Genomic DNA, 16,257 nt, shown 5'->3' on the forward strand with positions numbered 1-16,257 from the left:
GATAATTAAAGAGTAATCGGTTATAATAGAGATATCTTGACATAGGAGGCTGAAGGAATGTCGCTAAAAATTAAAAATCCAAAACGATTTTTAATCTCATTGATTGTTACCCTGCTTTTATTGCTTTTTGTCATCGTTGGCTTTTTTACAGTGATGGGAAAAATCATCGGTCTGTTTACCAAAAAAGATGAACCGCAGGCTGCGCCTGAGCCGACCGCAACCGCTCAGGCGGCGACGCCGACCCCTTCAGTATCCCCGACACCGGCAGCGCCAACGGTTGATCCCTCCAATCTGGGAGATATCCAGATCCTGGTCAATAAGACCCATGAGCTTCCCTCTGATTACGAGCCTTCGGATTTAGTGACTGTCCCACTGAGAGGAAGCCGCGAGACACAGCTCCGCCAGCAGGCATCAGATGCGCTGGTCAAGCTTTTTGAAGCGGCGGACAGCGACGGTGTGACCCTTTACTGCGCTTCAGGCTACCGTTCATACAGTACGCAGGAAGATCTGTTTGCAGAAAACGTTGCCGCTTACGGCGAGGAACAGGCCAATCTTGTCAGCGCGAAACCAGGACAGAGCGAGCACCAGACCGGTCTCTGCATGGATGTGACCTGTGAGGCTATGGGCATGGATCTTCAGGAAAGCTTTGCCGATACCACTGAAGGCCAGTGGATTGCCGATAATGCCCAGAATTATGGCTTTATTATCCGTTTTCCAGAAGGAAAGACGGATATTACAGGTTACTCCTATGAGCCCTGGCATATCCGTTATGTGGGTGTAGACGCGGCAAAAGAGATACACCGTAAGAATGAAACCTTTGAAGAATATTTAGGACAAACAAACTGAGGATGTGCTGAAACGCACATCCTTGTTTCGATTTCAGGAGGAAAGAATGCGCGTAGAAAAAATCAGAGACTGCACCCTGATCTACAGAGACACAGAGGAAGCCATTGTCATCACCTGTGATTCCATCGGTGCCATCGGTGATAAGGAGATGGATGTGGTCAAGGTAACGCCAGAGCTGACAGCCTATGAAACCGTCAAAGTGGCTCTGGGCGAGCTTCTGGCCCTAGGGGCAGCGCCCATCGCGGTTTCAGATGGGCTGGCAGTAGAGACAGACCCAACGGGAAAACGGATGATTAACGGTATCAGAAAAGCCATTTCAGAGCTGCCAGATTATGAAATCGCCCTGACCGGAAGCTGTGAGGACAATATGCCCACAGTCCAGACCGGAGCAGGCATTACCGTAATCGGTATTATACAGGAGGCACAGGTAAAATACCGGATCACAAAGCCGGGCGATAGGGCTGTTCTTTTTGGAACACCGCTGTACGGGGACAATTTTTCAAAAAAACTGCACCTGGCATTGCAGCTGCCAGATTTTACAGCCATCCGAAAAGTCCCTGGCCTTCTGGAAATGGTGCCGGTGGGTTCAAAGGGCATCGCCTATGAGGTTTTAAAAATTGCAGAGGACAATGGTCTGGGGTTTGAATGGGAGAACAGCCTTCCCTTTGACGTGAGACAGTCCGGCGGCCCGGCCTCCTGCTGTGTTGCTACTCTGCCCCAAGCCGGGGTCGCTCAGCTCAAAAAATATACAGGAAAGCAGGTCACAGAGCTGGGAAGTTTTATAAAAACAAATCTTCGTTAAATTAAATCTTGCTTTTTTCATAGAAGATTATTATAATGGTATAGAAAAATGCGTCCCTATAGCTCAGTAGGATAGAGCAGCGGTTTCCTAAACCGCGTGCCGGAGGTTCGAATCCTCTTAGGGACGCCAGCTTATTTAGTTAAAACAGCCCCGAAAGCAGAGCTTGTCGGGGTTTTTATATCGGTAATCGCTTTATAAGGAGAAATAAAAATGAAGATTGGATTTATCGGAATCGGCGTAATGGGACAATCCATGGTCAGAAACCTGATGAAAAAGGGTTATGACGTTTCAGTTTATAACCGTACAAAGGCCAAGGCAGAAGCTGTGGTGCAGGAAGGGGCCCACTGGTGCGACAGCCCAGGTGCGTGCGCGGCAGACAAGGATGTGGTCATAACCATTGTCGGCTATCCAAAGGATGTGGAGGAAGTCTATTTCGGCAGCGCGGGTATTATTGAAAACGCCAGGGAAGGTTCAGTGCTGATTGACATGACCACAACCAGCCCCAAGCTGTCCAAACGTATTTATGAAGCGGCTGCCAGGCGCGGCATGGCAGCGCTGGACGCCCCGGTGTCCGGCGGCGACGTGGGCGCAGAAAAAGGAACCCTGTCCATTATGGTCGGCGGCGACGGGGACGTGTTTAAAACCTGCCTGCCAGTCTTTGAGGCCATGGGGACAAATATTATTTACGAGGGCGGCCCGGGAGCAGGCCAGCATACCAAAATGGCCAACCAGATCGCCATTGCAGGCGCTGTATCCGGTGTTTGTGAAGCCCTGGCCTATGCAAAGGCCGTGGGATTGGACGAACAGACCATGCTTGACAGCATCAGCGCAGGGGCCGCCGGAAGCTTCCAGATGAGCAACACCGCGCCGAGAATCCTGAAAAACGACTTCGCTCCGGGTTTTTTTGTGAAGCATTATATCAAGGATATGAAAATTGCCAGAGAGGAAGCCGAGGAGGCCTCCGCCCATTTAGAAGTACTGGACAAAGTATTAGAAATGTATGAGAGCCTTGAAAAAGAAGGCTATGGCGATCTGGGGACTCAGGCGCTCATTAAATATTACGAGCAGTAAAATCATTGAATTTGAGGTAAAACATGAGAATCAGGGATGAAAAGCTGAAGCGCGAAACAAAGCAGCTGGAGCGGACCTATAAGATCTGCAAACAGGAAATCGAAAAGATCAACCAGGCCATGTCCGGGAATCCAGACGCGGTAGAGCTGGCAGATCTGAATTATCAGAGAGGCTTTCTGGAAGGGAGGCTTCAAAGCGCTGGCGCCATGCTGAACTTTTTTCAGGATTACAATGCCCAGCCTCTGGAGCTTGCGTATGAGCTGAGCCGGGAAGCCAAAATGGACCAGGCCCAGGCCGACCGCATTTTACAGCTTTTGAACCATCACCTGTCAGCCTATACCTTTGAGCTGGCTCAGGAGCAAAAGGGAGCCGCGGTCCACGGCGAGAATATCCGGAGCGCTGTGCAGGTTATCAATGTCCTGGTCAGTGTGCTGGAGATACTGAACCCAGGCTATGTGTATAAATTTTTTGACGGCCGCAGCGGCAGCTGGGCAGGGATTTACTGCTTTGAAAAGGGAAGAGAGCACGAAGACTTTCAAATCGTGCTTAAGCAGGACATACCGCGCTGAAAGTCTGCAAAAATGTTAACAGATTCTGCATTGCAGGCACAGGTGGATTGTGCTAAAATAAGTCGACTTACAGGTAAAGGAGTGAAACGCTGTGGATGAATTTAAAAAATATATCATCATTGCCATACTGGCACTGGTAGCTGTTTTGGTGGCGCCGGTGATTATCGCTCTGCTGGGTATTGTTTTGTCCCCTGTAATTACGACAATCGGATTTATATTGATCCTGTTTGCCGTGACGGTTTTTATTGCCTATAAAAATAAAATCGGAAGAAAATAGGAGAGTTGTGATTGACAAGAACGTTGGAAACGGCCGGAAAACGCATTGCGGTGCGTCTGGCAAAGGAAAAGGATTATCAGAGAATACTGGATATTCTGAATGCGGCCATTCTGGAAAGGCGTGTCACTGCGCTTTTGACCCCGGTTACCATGGAAAGCCGCAGGGGCTGGTTCAAGGAGCACAGCGATGGTGTACACCCCATTTACGTAGCTGAAAAGGACGGTATTGTGGCTGGCTGGATGGCAGTGACCGCTTACCGCTGCGGCAGAGAGGGTTTTAAGCACACCTGCGAGATCAGCTATTATATCGCGCCGGAGTTCCGGGGCAGCGGTATAGGCTCAAGCCTTATGGAGCATGTGATCCGCGAGAGCAGGAAACGGGGACTCAAGAACCTCATGGCGGTTATTTTTGCCGATAACCTGAGTTCACAGCGGCTGGCCTATAAGTACGGCTTTAAGATCTGGGGGACCTTTCCAGAGATTGTTGAGATCGACGGCAGGACCACGGACTGCTACCAGATGGGCCTGAAACTTTGAGAATTACCGCTTGATTATTTTGGACAACTCTGCTATAATAGCTTGTAGTGTTTTGATGTGAAAGGCGTTACGCCTTTTTTTATTGTTTTATTGACATGGGGTACCGTTTTATGCTATTCTATACTGGTGACCATGAAAATAGGAAACGTGTGTCTATATGATGTTATTCGTGTATATAATAAAGGATGTAGGAGGTGCTGTAATTGAGAGTTAAAGTAACTTTGGCATGTACGGAATGTAAACAAAGAAACTACGATACAATGAAAAATAAAAAGAACAATCCGGATCGTTTAGAAGAAAAAAAATATTGCAAGTTCTGTAAAAAGCATACACTGCATAAAGAAACGAAATAGGATTGGCTAAGAGGAATTAATCATGGCAGCTAAGACGAAAAAAAAGTCTAAAAATGCAAAAAACACAAACACTAAAAATGATAATATCCAAAAGACACAGGTAGCTGAATCAAAAAAGACGAGTGTTGCCAAGGATGACAAAAAGAGCACTGACAGTAAAGATAAAAAGAATACCAAGAAATCTGACAAAAAGAAAAAGCCAAATATCTTTGTCCGTATGCTTGACTTTGTTAAGGGAGTTTTCTCTGAGCTTAAAAAGGTCAACTGGCTGACAAAAGAAGAATTGGCAAAGAGCTCTGGCTTTGTAGCCGGCTTTGTCGCAATCTTCACATTTTTGATTTGGATTATTGATTCAGGTCTTGGTGCATTGGCCGCTCTACTAATTGGACTTAAATAGTACTGAGGGATAATCATGGAATATGAAAACAGTGGCCAGGCAGAATGGTACGTTGCCCATACCTACTCAGGATATGAGAACAAGGTAAAGGCGAGTATTGAAGCAACGGTCGAAAACAGACATATGGAGGATCAGATCCTCGAAGTACAGGTTCCTGTACAGGAAGTTGTCGAAACAAAGGACGGCAAGCGCGTCGTAAGAGAGAAAAAACTCTTCCCGGGATATGTAATGGTCAAGATGTTTATGACCGATGATTCCTGGTACGTTGTACGTAATACGCGTGGTGTAACCGGCTTTGTCGGCCCGGCCTCCAAGCCCGTTCCATTAACCAAAGCCGAACTCAAAAATATGGGCATCAAGCAGCAGGCTATTCAGATCGACCTTGAGGTTGGTGATGAAGTCAATGTTGTGGATGGACCATTTGAAGGTTTTGCCGGAATTATCGAGGAGATAAATCTGGAAAAATCAAAAGTTAAGGTCAATATTTCCATGTTTGGACGGGAAACCCCAACCGAACTGGAATTTGAACAAATACAAAAAATTAAGAACACTTAAGGGAAAACTATTCTTCAATTATGAAAAAATGAAGGAGGTGTTAGCATGGCAAAAAAAGTAATTGGTCTCATCAAGTTACAGATTCCTGCAGGTAAAGCTACTCCAGCTCCACCGGTTGGTCCGGCTCTGGGTCAGCATGGTGTAAATATCATGGGATTCTGTAAAGAATTTAACGCTAAAACAGCAAATGAAGCAGGTATGATTATCCCGGTAGTAATTACCGTATATCAGGATCATTCCTTCACATTTATCACAAAAACTCCACCGGCAGCCGTTTTACTCAAAAAGGCAGCAGGGATTGATAAAGCTTCCGGCGTACCAAACAAAACAAAAGTTGCAAAAATTTCTCAGGACCAGGTCCGCGAAATCGCAACCTTAAAAATGCCTGACCTTAATGCAGCCGATGTTGAATCAGCTATGAGAATGATCGCTGGTACAGCACGCAGCATGGGTATCACTGTAGAAGAATAAGAATTCAGAAGGTAGAAACACCTTAAGTGGGAGGGAAACCGCTAAAACCACAAGGAGGAAATATGAAACGAGGAAAGAAATATCAGGACAATTTAAAAAGTTTTGATAAAGCTGAATTATTTGACCTTGATGCCGCAGTGGCACAGGTTAAAAAAATGGCTACCGCTAACTTTGATGAAAGTATTGAAATGCACATCAAACTCGGCGTTGACTCCCGTCATGCGGACCAGCAGGTTCGTGGCGCCATTGTACTGCCGAATGGTACTGGTAATACCGTGAAAGTTTTAGTTGTTGCCAAAGGCGACAAACTGAAGGAAGCGGAAGAAGCCGGTGCAGATTTCTTTGGCGAAGATGAAATTATTGATAAAATCCAAAAAGAAAATTGGTTTGATTTTGATGTTATGATTGCTACACCAGATATGATGGGCAAGGTTGGTCGTTTGGGTCGTGTTTTAGGACCAAAAGGCTTAATGCCAAACCCAAAATCCGGTACAGTAACCATGGATATCGCAAAAGCTGTCCAGGATACCAAAGCTGGTAAAGTTGAATACCGTCTGGATAAGACCAATATTATCCACGTCATCATCGGTAAGGCTTCCTTTACAGAAGAACAGCTCATGCAGAACATGACCACTCTTCTGGAAACCATCAAAAAAGCAAAACCAGCAGCTGCAAAAGGTCAGTACTTCAGAAGTGTTACCGTTGCAAGCACAATGAGCCCTGGTGTAAAAATTAATACAGCAAAAATCTGACTTGACATAAAAACAGACTAATGATACAATATTCGATGTTGTAAAAAAGTTATAAAACGTTCATCCATAGACAGCAGGGACTGCAGTTTAAATATCCTGCCGAGGCTGAAGAGACACGAGCATTATATACATGATGATATAGGCTCTCTTCACCTGCGTGGAGAGAGCTTTTTATATGACTAAAATTCACATCGTAAGGAGGTGCAGAAAAGAATATGCCAAATATTGAAGCAAAACAAGCTATCGTGCAGGAAATTGCCGATAAAATGAAAAATGCACAGGGTACAGTCGTTGTTGACTATCGTGGCTTAAACGTAGAAGAAGTGACCGAATTAAGAAAAAAAGCCAGAGAAAACAACATCGATTATAAAGTTTATAAAAACTCTATGATGCGTTTTGCAGCGAAAGAAGCAGGCGTAGAAGGCTTACTGGATGTTCTGGTTGGACCAACAGCCATCGCATTCTGCGAAGACGATCCGGTTGCTCCGGCTAAACTGATCAACGACTTTGCAGGAGAACACAAGGCTTTAGAAATTAAAGCAGGTGTTGTCGAAGGTAAGGTTTTAGATGTAGCTGGTGTTAAAGAATTAGCCGAATTACCGCCACGCGAAGTATTGGTTGCAAAAGTCCTTGGCGGCTTAAACGCACCAATCTCTGGTTTCGCAAATGTACTGAACGCAAACCTGAAGGGTTTAGTTGTCGCTTTAAATGCGATCGCAGAACAAAAAGGCGCAGAGGCTTGACGTTTTTGTCCAAATTTTATTTAAAATTTGGCAGAGAGTACTGAACGTTAGTGAACGAGCGGTACAAAAACTAACGTATTTTTCTTTGAAATAATCCTTTCTGGATAAAGATTTTAAAGAAAAAATACGATCATTAAAAAAATAATTACACAATTTTGGAGGATATTACAATGAGTGAAAAAGTAACACAGTTAATTGAAGACGTAAAAGGTTTAACCGTATTAGAATTATCTGAATTAGTAAAAGCTTTAGAAGAAGAATTTGGCGTTAGCGCTGCTGCTCCTGTAGCTGTAGCTGCTGCTCCTGCTGCTGGTGGCGCTGCTCCTGCTGCTGAAGAAAAAACTGAATTCGACGTTGTTTTAGCTGCTGCTGGCGACCAGAAAATCAAAGTTATCAAAGTTGTTCGTGAATTAACAGGCTTAGGCTTAAAAGAAGCTAAAGCAGTTGTTGACGAAGCTCCAAAGCCGCTTAAAGAAGGCGTTACTAAAGAAGAAGCTGACGAAATCAAAGCTAAAATTGAAGAAGTTGGCGGTAGCGTAGAAGTTAAATAATTTAACTTTTATAAAACACAAAAACAAAGTGCTATGGGCCTGTTCCATGGCACTTTTTTTAATTTCTGCATTTTTAAGCCACGCCACTTGTGTTATAATAGTTTCATGCGAGTTTGAATACGAAAGGATTTTACAATGGGTAAAAAACAAAATAATCAGGTTAAAGAAATCACACCAATGGAAGTTGACTTTCCACAATGGTATACAGACGTTATCTCTAAAACAGAACTGGTCGATTACTCCCCAGTCAAGGGCTTTATGGTCATCCGCCCTTATGGCTACGCCATCTGGGAAAACATTCAGAAAGCCTATGACGAGCGCTTTAAAGCCACCGGGCATCAAAACATGTACTTCCCGCTGCTGATTCCGGAAAGCCTGCTGAAAAAAGAAGCAGAGCACGTTGAGGGCTTTGCGCCCGAGGTTGCCTGGGTCACCAAGGGCGGCGACAAGGAGCTGGCAGAGCCCCTCTGTGTGCGCCCGACCTCCGAAACCATTATCTGCAGCATGTACGCAAAATGGCTGCATTCCTACAGACAGCTGCCATTTTTATACAACCAGTGGTGCTCCGTAGTGCGCTGGGAAAAAACCACAAGACCTTTCCTGAGAACCTCTGAATTCCTATGGCAGGAAGGCCATACTCTGCATGAAACCCCAGAGGAAGCACAGGAAGAAACCATGCAGATGTTAAACATCTACCGTGAAGTGGCAGAAGATATTATGGCGATTCCGGTTGTCGTTGGACAGAAAAGCGAAAAGGAAAAATTCGCAGGTGCCGCCGCAACCTATACCATGGAAGCGCTGATGCATGACGGACAGGCTCTGCAGTCCGGTACCTCCCATAACCTCGGACAGCATTTTACCAAAGCCTTTGATATTACCTACCTGGACCGTAATAATGAACAGGCTTACCCATACCACACCTCCTGGGGCGTATCCACCCGTCTGATCGGCGGTATCATTATGGTACACGGCGACGACAACGGACTGGTTCTGCCGCCGCGCATCGCGCCGACCCAGCTGGTCATTATCCCTGTTGCCCAGCACAAGGAAGGCGTTCTGGACAAGGCCTACGAGCTCAAGGACATTTTAGGCGCAGAATTCCGCGTTGAGCTGGACGATAACGACAGCAACTCCCCAGGCTGGAAATTTAACCAATGGGAAATGAAAGGTGTGCCGATCCGTCTGGAAATCGGACCGCGCGATATTGAAAACGGACAGTGCGTTCTGGCCCGCCGTGATACCGGTGAAAAAGTACAGGTAGCTCTGGATGATATCACAGAAGCAGTACGCAACCTGCTTGCCGAAATTCAGCAGAACCTGTTCGACCGTGCCCTCAAGATGCGCGAGGAAAAAACCTCGACCGCAGTGGATATGGACGAATTCAAGAAAAATCTCAAGGAAAACCCAGGCTTCATCAAAGCCATGTGGTGTGAAGACCGCGCCTGCGAGGACAAGATTAAAGACGAAACCGGGGCCAGTGTCCGCTGTATTCCATTCGACGATGAGCAGGAAGTGATCGGCGAGGGCAAATGCGTCTGCTGTGGCAAGCCAGCGAAAAAAATGGCATACTTCGCCCGCGCATACTAAAATGAACAAAGCAAGAGTATTAAAGGATATTCCCTTTGAACTCGACGTCGACGCCTTTTTCACGCATATCCGCATGGAAAAGGAGTCGAAGCGTTCAAAGCGGATATTCGAGATCATCGAAACCGCCAGCCCCTATATAAGACCTGTGGCCATGTACAAACGGGCTGAGATACAGATGGTGGACAGTGACGTGTTCACCATTGACGGCCTGGCCTTTAAAAGCAGGGAGATTTTGGAAATACTGAAGCGCGAAAGCTTTGTTTTTCCCAACATTGTGTCCTGCGGGCCAGAGATCGAAGCCTTCTGTGTTGACCGCAAAAAGGTACTGGAACAGTACATTACCATGGAGCTCTGTAATTTCAGCTGCGCCGTGGCCCGGGAGGCTATGCTTAACGCCATCAGAGACGAGTTTAAAATGGAAGAGAGCACCGAGCTGTTTCCAGGCGAAAAGGGCTGGGATCTGCAGCAGGGAATCCAGATCTTTAAAATATTCTCAAAGGAAACCGAAGGGACAGGGCTCAGCATATCCGAGGCGGGTGTTCCAAAGCCCAGCCGCAGTGCCTACGGCCTGATCGTCGGCAGCTGACAATGGCAGACAGACAACCCAGAAAGGGATGGTACAAGCTGGACAATGCGGGAACCCTTTATTCTTCCATTGCGTCCTCCAGAGTATCAACCGTGTTTCGGATGACACTGGGTCTCACAGAAGAGGTAGACCCCGAGGCCCTGCAAAAAGCTCTGGACAACGTGATGGTGCGCTTTCCGTACTTTAATGTCACGCTGCGCCGGGGCTTTTTCTGGTATTACTATGACCATTCCGAAAACCGCCCCCTGGTCGAAAAAGAATCACACTATCCCTGTAAAACCATCCGGCAGCGAAAGGGCGTGTTTCCTTTCCGGATTCTGTACTATGGCCGTTATATCCATTTGGAAATGAGCCATTCCATCTGTGACGGCTACGGTGGTTTAGCTTTTTTAAAGCCGCTTGTATTAGAATATTTTAAAGTAAAGAACGGCATTGTCTGCAAGGAGCTGGGCGATATCATCGATATTAACAGCCCGGTCGACCCCGAGGAATACGAGGACGCCTTTAAAAAATATTATGAAAAAAGGGTTCCGCCGCCGGAAAAGGGGGAGAAGGCCTACCATTTTCCCTTTGGCCTGCTGGATAAGGGGCAGTACCTGCTGCTGACCGGCATTGTACCAGTGAAAGAAATGCTGGTACAGTCAAGAGCCCACAAATGCACCCTGACGCAGTTTATCACAGCCCTTTACTTTGAGAGTATTCAGGAGTATATCCTGGGCCTCGAGAAAAAGAAACGCGCCCGGTCCGGCCATACCAAGGCCAATATCGCCATCAATGTGCCAGTGGACCTGAGAGCCTTTTTTCCGTCCAAAACCCTGCGGAACTTCTTTATCAGCCTGAACCCGGCCATTGATATGCAGCTGGGGGTTTACAGCCTGGAAGAGATTATCGACCAGATCAAGGGCTATATGGGCCTGTACATCAACCAGAAAAATATCAACCGCTATGTTTCCAGAAACGTGCGGAACGAAGAGCTCATGGTGCTGCGCATGATCCCGCTGTGGGTAAAGCGTGTGATTATGCCCATTGTATACAAGCGCTACGGCGAAAGAAGCTACACCAGCTCCGTCAGCAACCTGGGGAGCATCTGGATGCCCGAGGAGGTCCGGGACAGGATTACCGGGTTCGAGATATTCCCGCCGCCCAGCGCCGGAAACAAGCTAAAAATTGTGATGGCCAGCTATGGCGATAAGCTGTATATCTCCTTTGGAAAGACCACTGGGGAAAAGGACATCGAGCGGATTTTTTTCAGAAAGCTGCGAAGGCTGGGAATCCCGGTACGAATCGAAGGGAACCAGATCAATTATTAAGAAGTCGAAAAGGAGGATGCCTAATGGCCTATTGTCCAAAATGCGGTGTTGAGGTCGATAATAACGTCAAAAACTGCCCGCTGTGCGATTTTCCAATACCTGATATCGGCGAGGAGCCAAAGGGCGAAAAGCGCTATCCCCTGGCAGTCAATACCTATCCGCAGGAACATCAGGAGAAGAAGAACCGGATTTTTTACGCCCTGGAAATTATTGTGGCGGCAGTATTTTTAATTAATATGGTGTTATACTGGTTTATCCCTTTTAACCCGACCATTGCTCAGATTATTATGATATCATCCGTTTCTCTGGCGCTGTATCTGATGTTTTGCTTTAATTATCTGCCGGCGCTGGTGAACCTTTTGGGCTGTTATTTTACAACGCTGCTTCTTGGCTCTATTATTTATGTGATTGTGGGTGGTTCGGGAGACTGGTTTGTAAATTACGCCATGCCGATTGTGACAATTCTTTTTATTGATATTCTCGTTTTTGGTATCATCTACAAAAAGAACCGTCACCGAAATCAATTCATCTACGCGCCAGTGTTTTTGATTGCTTTCAGCGCTACGCTGTGCCTGGGGATTGACGGTGTGATTTCCTATAACCTTCTGGGGTATCTGCGCTTTACCTGGTCCCTGATCGTGGCGATCTCCGGCATCTGCATTATCGCCCTGCTCATGGGGATTTACCACGGCGTGCCCGACCGCACCAAGGCATACCTGAAGAAAAAACTGCATGTATAGAGGAGGCGGAAAGTGAAAAGACAAGAAAAAATCGAGGCGCGCCTCCTGGAAATGCCCCTTTACGACTATGCCTTTTTCCCGGTAAAGGATATTATTTTCACACAGGATGTGCGCACCATCTGCGCCATGAATGACTGCGGCATGTACGGCAGGCGCTGGGTCTGCCCGCCGGTCATCGGCAGCATTGAGGACTGCATTGCCGAATGCCAGGCCTATGCGCACGCCTTTCTCTTCTCGACCGTGACCGAGGTGGCAGATTCCTTCGACCTCAAGGCCTGCGTTGAGGCCAGAGGCGACCATGAGGCCATTACCTACGATGTCGCCCAGATCTTCAGGCAGGAGACCGAAAATCCGCTTATTCTGTCAACAGGCTGCATTCCCTGTGAGCACTGCGCTTACCCAGACGCGCCCTGCCGCCACCCCGAAAGAGCCTTTAAGACCATTGAGAGCCACGGCATTATGATTATGCAGATGGCAGCCCAACAGGGCCTGGATTACGACTGCGGACAGAACATCGTGACCTACTTTTCACTGGTTTTGTACAATCTTTAGCCAAGAGCGTTGAGCGGCTTGAGAAATGGGTAAACCATTGTATAATAGAAATAGTTCTAAACAAGGAGGAATCGATATGCAGCCACAGGAAAAAGCAGTCTATCAGGACATACTGCAATGCATTTTTGCCAGATATCTGGAAGATTACTCGGAAAACACGTATTCAGAATTATTAAAAAAATACACAGGCCTCTCAGTCATCGAAACCGGCGAAGCCAGAGAAGCCTCCTATGAGATGGTCCTTCAGCTTCTGAAGCGGAGAACCAGGCGTTATACCGGCCTTGGGCGCATGGCTGAGGGCAACGCCCGGGAAGAAAACATCCTGTATCCCGCCGCCTTCGAGACCCAGGGCGCCGATCCAGAGCTCGCCCGTGAGACCGACTACGGTACAGCCTGGGACGGCTTTGACAATATGCTTTTGGAGCTGCCAGAGGAAAAGCAGGTCGAATGTAAAATGGCGTTAAACAGCCTGGAAAGCATTATCCACGATCCATCCATGACCAAACCCCAGAAGGAGCTGCTGTCAAGTATTCTGCTGGACTGGATCGCCCATGAGCCCGGGGACGTGGGGATTTTGTTTGTCCCCATGCTGCTGCAAATTTATGAATAACAGACAAAGCCCAATCCGCCGTCCGGTTTTGACAGAACCGGCGGTGTTTTTTTGTACAAAAAATTGCATTTTTTATGTATATCTTTTCAGAGATAAAGGTGATATAATGGAGATAAATTAAATATCGGTTGCGCTATTGTTGATTTTAAACGTGTTCATTCAAATTTACCAGTATTCTAATTTTAATTGCCCGCTATTTTTATCAGATTTCTTTTCTGCTCTTTGGTTACTATGTGTATTTGCTCGTTATAAGTTTGAGAAAGGGTGAGAATCCATGAAAAAGTATGTGCGAAACGGGATGATCATCTGCGCGCTGTCGCCGCTGATCGCCTATTATTTACATTTTATGGTTGGTACGGCCTCAAACCTTGTTTTTATGACACTGTCCAGCGCCACAGGCAATAGCGCGGTGGCGTATCTGGGATACATGGGAGGAATAGAAATGGTACCAGCCTGGACCATAGCTGTCAATGTGACTGTGCTCATCTATCTGGCTTACCGGTGGGAGACGGATAAAAAGAAGGGAGAGGAGCCATGAGGGCAGTACAGGATGTGTGCCTCCCCTGAGGGATGAAAAGCGGCCAATGTCATTTCTATTGTTAAAAAAGGAGGACATAAAATGCAATATCAAAAATTATCATACCCTGCAAGAAATTACGCCAGTGAGCTGTTTGAAGAATACCGGAACCGTATAAAAGAGAATGTACCTGACGAAAAAGCATCGGTTATCAACTTTAAACCAGATATGAACAGCACGCGCTATATCTGCGAGCTTCAAAAATTCTTTCATTTCCAGGTAGAGGAAAATCAGGTGATCATTAACCGGTTCTTTGTGGACCAGATGACATGTTTTTATAAGTGGTAAAGAAGTAAACGAAAAGTTTCAGCCTGAGAGGAAAACAATGAAAAATAAGATATGTTTAGTCTATCTGGCGGTAGTTCCGTACCTTATTCTGGCGATAATCACTGTGCACTGGTATGAGTATTACAGGCCAAGCCCGACCACGCTGGCTTTCGAACCCTTTTTGTTAGTTTTCACCATTTTGATGTACCCTGTCATCGGGGTTCTCCTGGCCCTCCTGCACATTATTTCCAAAAGTGTGTATGGTACAAAATGGGCAAGAAGCATTATGGCTGTCAATTTTATGGTACCAATTGCATTTTGGGCCATCTATTATTCTGGCTTCGGCGGACTGGGCGTGAATATGCTGTTCTTTATCAAGGTGCCGTCATTTACGACCTTGTCCCTTTTATTGATGGGCTATTACCTGGTTTTGTTAATGATGAGTTTTAAAAAAGGACAGTGAAATGAAAGAAAAAGTAATATTAATTATTTTTAGTTTGGCTGTTTTAACAGGCCTGTACTATGTTGTGGGAGATGATCTGTGGAGCAGTCTGACAGCCTCCTTTTTCTTCACAGCTATTTCCGTTTCAGTATGCGTACAGGTCATTGAGATCATAAAAAAGCTGGAAATTAAGAGATGAGAGGTCAAAAGTGAAGAAGAAATTATTGACAGTGCTTGCGCTGCTGGCAGTCTGCTGCCTGATGTTTTTTGGCTGCTCAGCAAAGGAAGAGGCGAGTGAGGAAATCCCTCTGTCCGAAAGGAGTATTGAGGAGCAGGTTCAAAATGGACGAAGCGACATATTTAAAGAATACGATAATATCAAGGCCTTTAGAGCCGTGTATCAAAATGATCTGAGAACCATGAACGGGCTGGTAGACCCGCAGAAATATGATATTGTTTTGAAAAATCTTGAGTATGAGTACCCACAGATTCAGGAGTCTTCAAAGGTAACGGCAGCCTATAAAAAGATTGACAAGGATAAGTATGTGCTGAAGTATTACGATTCATTTGAAGAATACGGCGAATTAAAAGAAAGCGACCTGGCAGCCCTGAACGAATCCGGTAAGTCGCAGGGGATCACCTACAAGCCGACCATTGCGGAACTTGTACCAGAGCAGGAAAATATCCGGGCTTATTATGAGAAGATTGTCTGAAAAATTAGAAGAATTGAGGACAGGAGGTGCGCAGAATGAGAGATACCATCAAAAACGGCGTGAGCTGGGTGGTTTACAGCGTCATCATTATGGTGGATATCGTGCTTAACTATCAGCTTTTCCACTGGCTGAGCAAGCCTCTTTACAAAATTAATGAAACACTTTTCGGCTCTGCGGAGCTGGGCCTGAAGGGCCAGCCACCCTTTGTGGTCTTTTTCCAATTCCTTATTCCAGTTATTCTGTTTTTGGTCATTGTGATGGCCGGGTATTTTCTGTGCAAGAAAATTGAGGAAAAGAAAAACCAATAAAATGACCTTTATCTTTACAAAAAAGAGCGTTTGCAGAATAAGAGGAGGAAAGTCCATGAAACTAAAAGCGTATCTAAACAGGCTGCTGCGGGAAGAATCCAAAAGTATGCGGGGAGTTCGTCTTGTCATTAAAATCATTTTGGTGCTCCTGGTTCTGTCGGTATACGCGCTTCTGAACACACTGGTGCTCGAAAGCATACCCGATAGGGCCTATGCTCTGATCAATCCTGAATTAGAAAACAATATGGTGCTTTATCATTATGTTTTTTCCCCGGCGGTTATCCTGGCACTGGTGCTCTCAATGGTATGGATCAGTAAGGACTTTAACTTAAAAAGAAGAAGCAAAATAAAAAAGGACAGCCTTATTATCGGGCTAATTCTGTTTGCGTTATATATGATTCTTTATCTCCCATACATTTTTTATAGTTTTCAATCCTCAGCGTTTTTTGTCAGGATGGTACTTTTCTTTCTGTCCAAAGGAGCGAATCGGGCATTTTTGCAGGTGTTGTTACTGCTGTCGGGGTACTTTATCATAAATGGGGTTGTTAGGGCTCCAGTTGCGGGAGATAAAAATTGATTGTGTAAGAATTAGTTGGAGTTTCCTGTTTCGAGTGAAGAAAACTTCGATATTGATAATGAGGT

26 protein-coding genes, 1 tRNA gene and 1 other annotated feature are annotated in these 16,257 nt (G+C 46.0%); all 27 genes read left to right on the forward strand.

Annotated elements, in window-relative coordinates:
- Positions 1-57 precede the first annotated feature (57 nt).
- The 27 genes from FYJ53_RS04180 (at position 58) to FYJ53_RS04310 (ending at position 16,192) form a co-directional block, all read left to right on the forward strand.
- On the forward strand, positions 58-846 hold the full coding sequence (locus FYJ53_RS04180) for a M15 family metallopeptidase (protein WP_090413218.1): 789 nt from the start codon (positions 58-60) through the stop codon (positions 844-846).
- A 46-nt stretch (positions 847-892) separates the two neighbouring features.
- Positions 893-1,648 (forward strand): AIR synthase related protein, encoded by a 756-nt coding sequence (locus FYJ53_RS04185; protein WP_090413220.1) that lies wholly within the window; start codon positions 893-895, stop codon positions 1,646-1,648.
- A 52-nt stretch (positions 1,649-1,700) separates the two neighbouring features.
- Positions 1,701-1,777, forward strand: a tRNA-Arg gene (locus FYJ53_RS04190).
- Positions 1,778-1,858: 81 nt separating this feature from the next.
- Complete coding sequence (locus FYJ53_RS04195; protein WP_090413221.1) at positions 1,859-2,719, forward strand: NAD(P)-dependent oxidoreductase; 861 nt, start codon at positions 1,859-1,861, stop codon at positions 2,717-2,719.
- 23 nt (positions 2,720-2,742) lie between these two features.
- Entirely contained in the window at positions 2,743-3,288 is a 546-nt protein-coding gene (locus FYJ53_RS04200) for a hypothetical protein (protein WP_090413223.1), read from the forward strand.
- Between the two features lie 91 nt (positions 3,289-3,379).
- Positions 3,380-3,565: a hypothetical protein gene (locus FYJ53_RS04205; RefSeq protein WP_013381856.1), complete on the forward strand. Its 186-nt coding sequence runs from the start codon at positions 3,380-3,382 to the stop codon at positions 3,563-3,565.
- Between the two features lie 11 nt (positions 3,566-3,576).
- Entirely contained in the window at positions 3,577-4,101 is a 525-nt protein-coding gene (locus tag FYJ53_RS04210; RefSeq protein WP_090413224.1) for a GNAT family N-acetyltransferase, read from the forward strand.
- Between the two features lie 203 nt (positions 4,102-4,304).
- Positions 4,305-4,454, forward strand: coding sequence for a 50S ribosomal protein L33 (rpmG, locus tag FYJ53_RS04215; RefSeq protein ID WP_013381854.1), 150 nt, complete (start codon positions 4,305-4,307; stop codon positions 4,452-4,454).
- Between the two features lie 22 nt (positions 4,455-4,476).
- On the forward strand, positions 4,477-4,851 hold the full coding sequence (gene secE / locus FYJ53_RS04220) for a preprotein translocase subunit SecE (protein ID WP_013381853.1): 375 nt from the start codon (positions 4,477-4,479) through the stop codon (positions 4,849-4,851).
- A 15-nt stretch (positions 4,852-4,866) separates the two neighbouring features.
- Positions 4,867-5,406, forward strand: a complete 540-nt coding sequence (nusG, locus tag FYJ53_RS04225) for a transcription termination/antitermination protein NusG (protein WP_013381852.1) — start codon at positions 4,867-4,869, stop codon at positions 5,404-5,406.
- 45 nt (positions 5,407-5,451) lie between these two features.
- The gene (gene rplK, locus FYJ53_RS04230) at positions 5,452-5,877 is read left to right on the forward strand and encodes a 50S ribosomal protein L11 (protein ID WP_013381851.1); all 426 of its coding nucleotides are present in this window, start codon (positions 5,452-5,454) and stop codon (positions 5,875-5,877) included.
- Positions 5,878-5,939: 62 nt separating this feature from the next.
- Positions 5,940-6,629, forward strand: coding sequence for a 50S ribosomal protein L1 (gene rplA / locus FYJ53_RS04235; protein WP_013381850.1), 690 nt, complete (start codon positions 5,940-5,942; stop codon positions 6,627-6,629).
- Between the two features lie 46 nt (positions 6,630-6,675).
- Positions 6,676-6,812 (forward strand) — a sequence feature (ribosomal protein L10 leader region).
- Positions 6,813-6,844: 32 nt separating this feature from the next.
- Complete coding sequence (rplJ, locus tag FYJ53_RS04240) at positions 6,845-7,372, forward strand: 50S ribosomal protein L10 (protein ID WP_013381849.1); 528 nt, start codon at positions 6,845-6,847, stop codon at positions 7,370-7,372.
- A gap of 170 nt (positions 7,373-7,542) precedes the next feature.
- The gene (gene rplL / locus FYJ53_RS04245) at positions 7,543-7,923 is read left to right on the forward strand and encodes a 50S ribosomal protein L7/L12 (RefSeq protein WP_013381848.1); all 381 of its coding nucleotides are present in this window, start codon (positions 7,543-7,545) and stop codon (positions 7,921-7,923) included.
- A gap of 135 nt (positions 7,924-8,058) precedes the next feature.
- Entirely contained in the window at positions 8,059-9,510 is a 1,452-nt protein-coding gene (gene proS, locus FYJ53_RS04250; protein ID WP_013381847.1) for a proline--tRNA ligase, read from the forward strand.
- Between the two features lies 1 nt (position 9,511).
- Positions 9,512-10,096, forward strand: coding sequence for a hypothetical protein (locus tag FYJ53_RS04255; RefSeq protein ID WP_013381846.1), 585 nt, complete (start codon positions 9,512-9,514; stop codon positions 10,094-10,096).
- A 2-nt stretch (positions 10,097-10,098) separates the two neighbouring features.
- Positions 10,099-11,406, forward strand: a complete 1,308-nt coding sequence (locus tag FYJ53_RS04260; protein ID WP_154557007.1) for a hypothetical protein — start codon at positions 10,099-10,101, stop codon at positions 11,404-11,406.
- Positions 11,407-11,429: 23 nt separating this feature from the next.
- The gene (locus tag FYJ53_RS04265; RefSeq protein ID WP_090413227.1) at positions 11,430-12,146 is read left to right on the forward strand and encodes a hypothetical protein; all 717 of its coding nucleotides are present in this window, start codon (positions 11,430-11,432) and stop codon (positions 12,144-12,146) included.
- A 12-nt stretch (positions 12,147-12,158) separates the two neighbouring features.
- A complete protein-coding gene (locus tag FYJ53_RS04270; RefSeq protein WP_013381843.1) occupies positions 12,159-12,698 on the forward strand; it encodes a DUF2284 domain-containing protein in 540 nt (179 codons plus the stop codon).
- 76 nt (positions 12,699-12,774) lie between these two features.
- A complete protein-coding gene (locus FYJ53_RS04275; RefSeq protein ID WP_013381842.1) occupies positions 12,775-13,308 on the forward strand; it encodes a hypothetical protein in 534 nt (177 codons plus the stop codon).
- A gap of 274 nt (positions 13,309-13,582) precedes the next feature.
- A complete protein-coding gene (locus FYJ53_RS04280) occupies positions 13,583-13,846 on the forward strand; it encodes a hypothetical protein (RefSeq protein ID WP_013381841.1) in 264 nt (87 codons plus the stop codon).
- An 81-nt stretch (positions 13,847-13,927) separates the two neighbouring features.
- Positions 13,928-14,173, forward strand: coding sequence for a hypothetical protein (locus FYJ53_RS04285; protein WP_090413229.1), 246 nt, complete (start codon positions 13,928-13,930; stop codon positions 14,171-14,173).
- A 37-nt stretch (positions 14,174-14,210) separates the two neighbouring features.
- A complete protein-coding gene (locus FYJ53_RS04290; RefSeq protein WP_090413232.1) occupies positions 14,211-14,615 on the forward strand; it encodes a hypothetical protein in 405 nt (134 codons plus the stop codon).
- A gap of 1 nt (position 14,616) precedes the next feature.
- A complete protein-coding gene (locus FYJ53_RS04295; protein WP_154557008.1) occupies positions 14,617-14,793 on the forward strand; it encodes a hypothetical protein in 177 nt (58 codons plus the stop codon).
- Positions 14,794-14,803: 10 nt separating this feature from the next.
- Complete coding sequence (locus FYJ53_RS04300; RefSeq protein ID WP_090413234.1) at positions 14,804-15,307, forward strand: hypothetical protein; 504 nt, start codon at positions 14,804-14,806, stop codon at positions 15,305-15,307.
- Positions 15,308-15,342: 35 nt separating this feature from the next.
- Positions 15,343-15,615, forward strand: coding sequence for a hypothetical protein (locus FYJ53_RS04305; protein WP_090413236.1), 273 nt, complete (start codon positions 15,343-15,345; stop codon positions 15,613-15,615).
- Positions 15,616-15,670: 55 nt separating this feature from the next.
- A complete protein-coding gene (locus FYJ53_RS04310; RefSeq protein ID WP_090413238.1) occupies positions 15,671-16,192 on the forward strand; it encodes a hypothetical protein in 522 nt (173 codons plus the stop codon).
- Positions 16,193-16,257 lie beyond the last annotated feature (65 nt).

This window comes from Eubacterium sp. BL-380-WT-2B, assembly GCF_009696115.1.
GTDB classification, from domain to species: Bacteria; Bacillota; Clostridia; order Eubacteriales; family Eubacteriaceae; genus Eubacterium; species Eubacterium callanderi.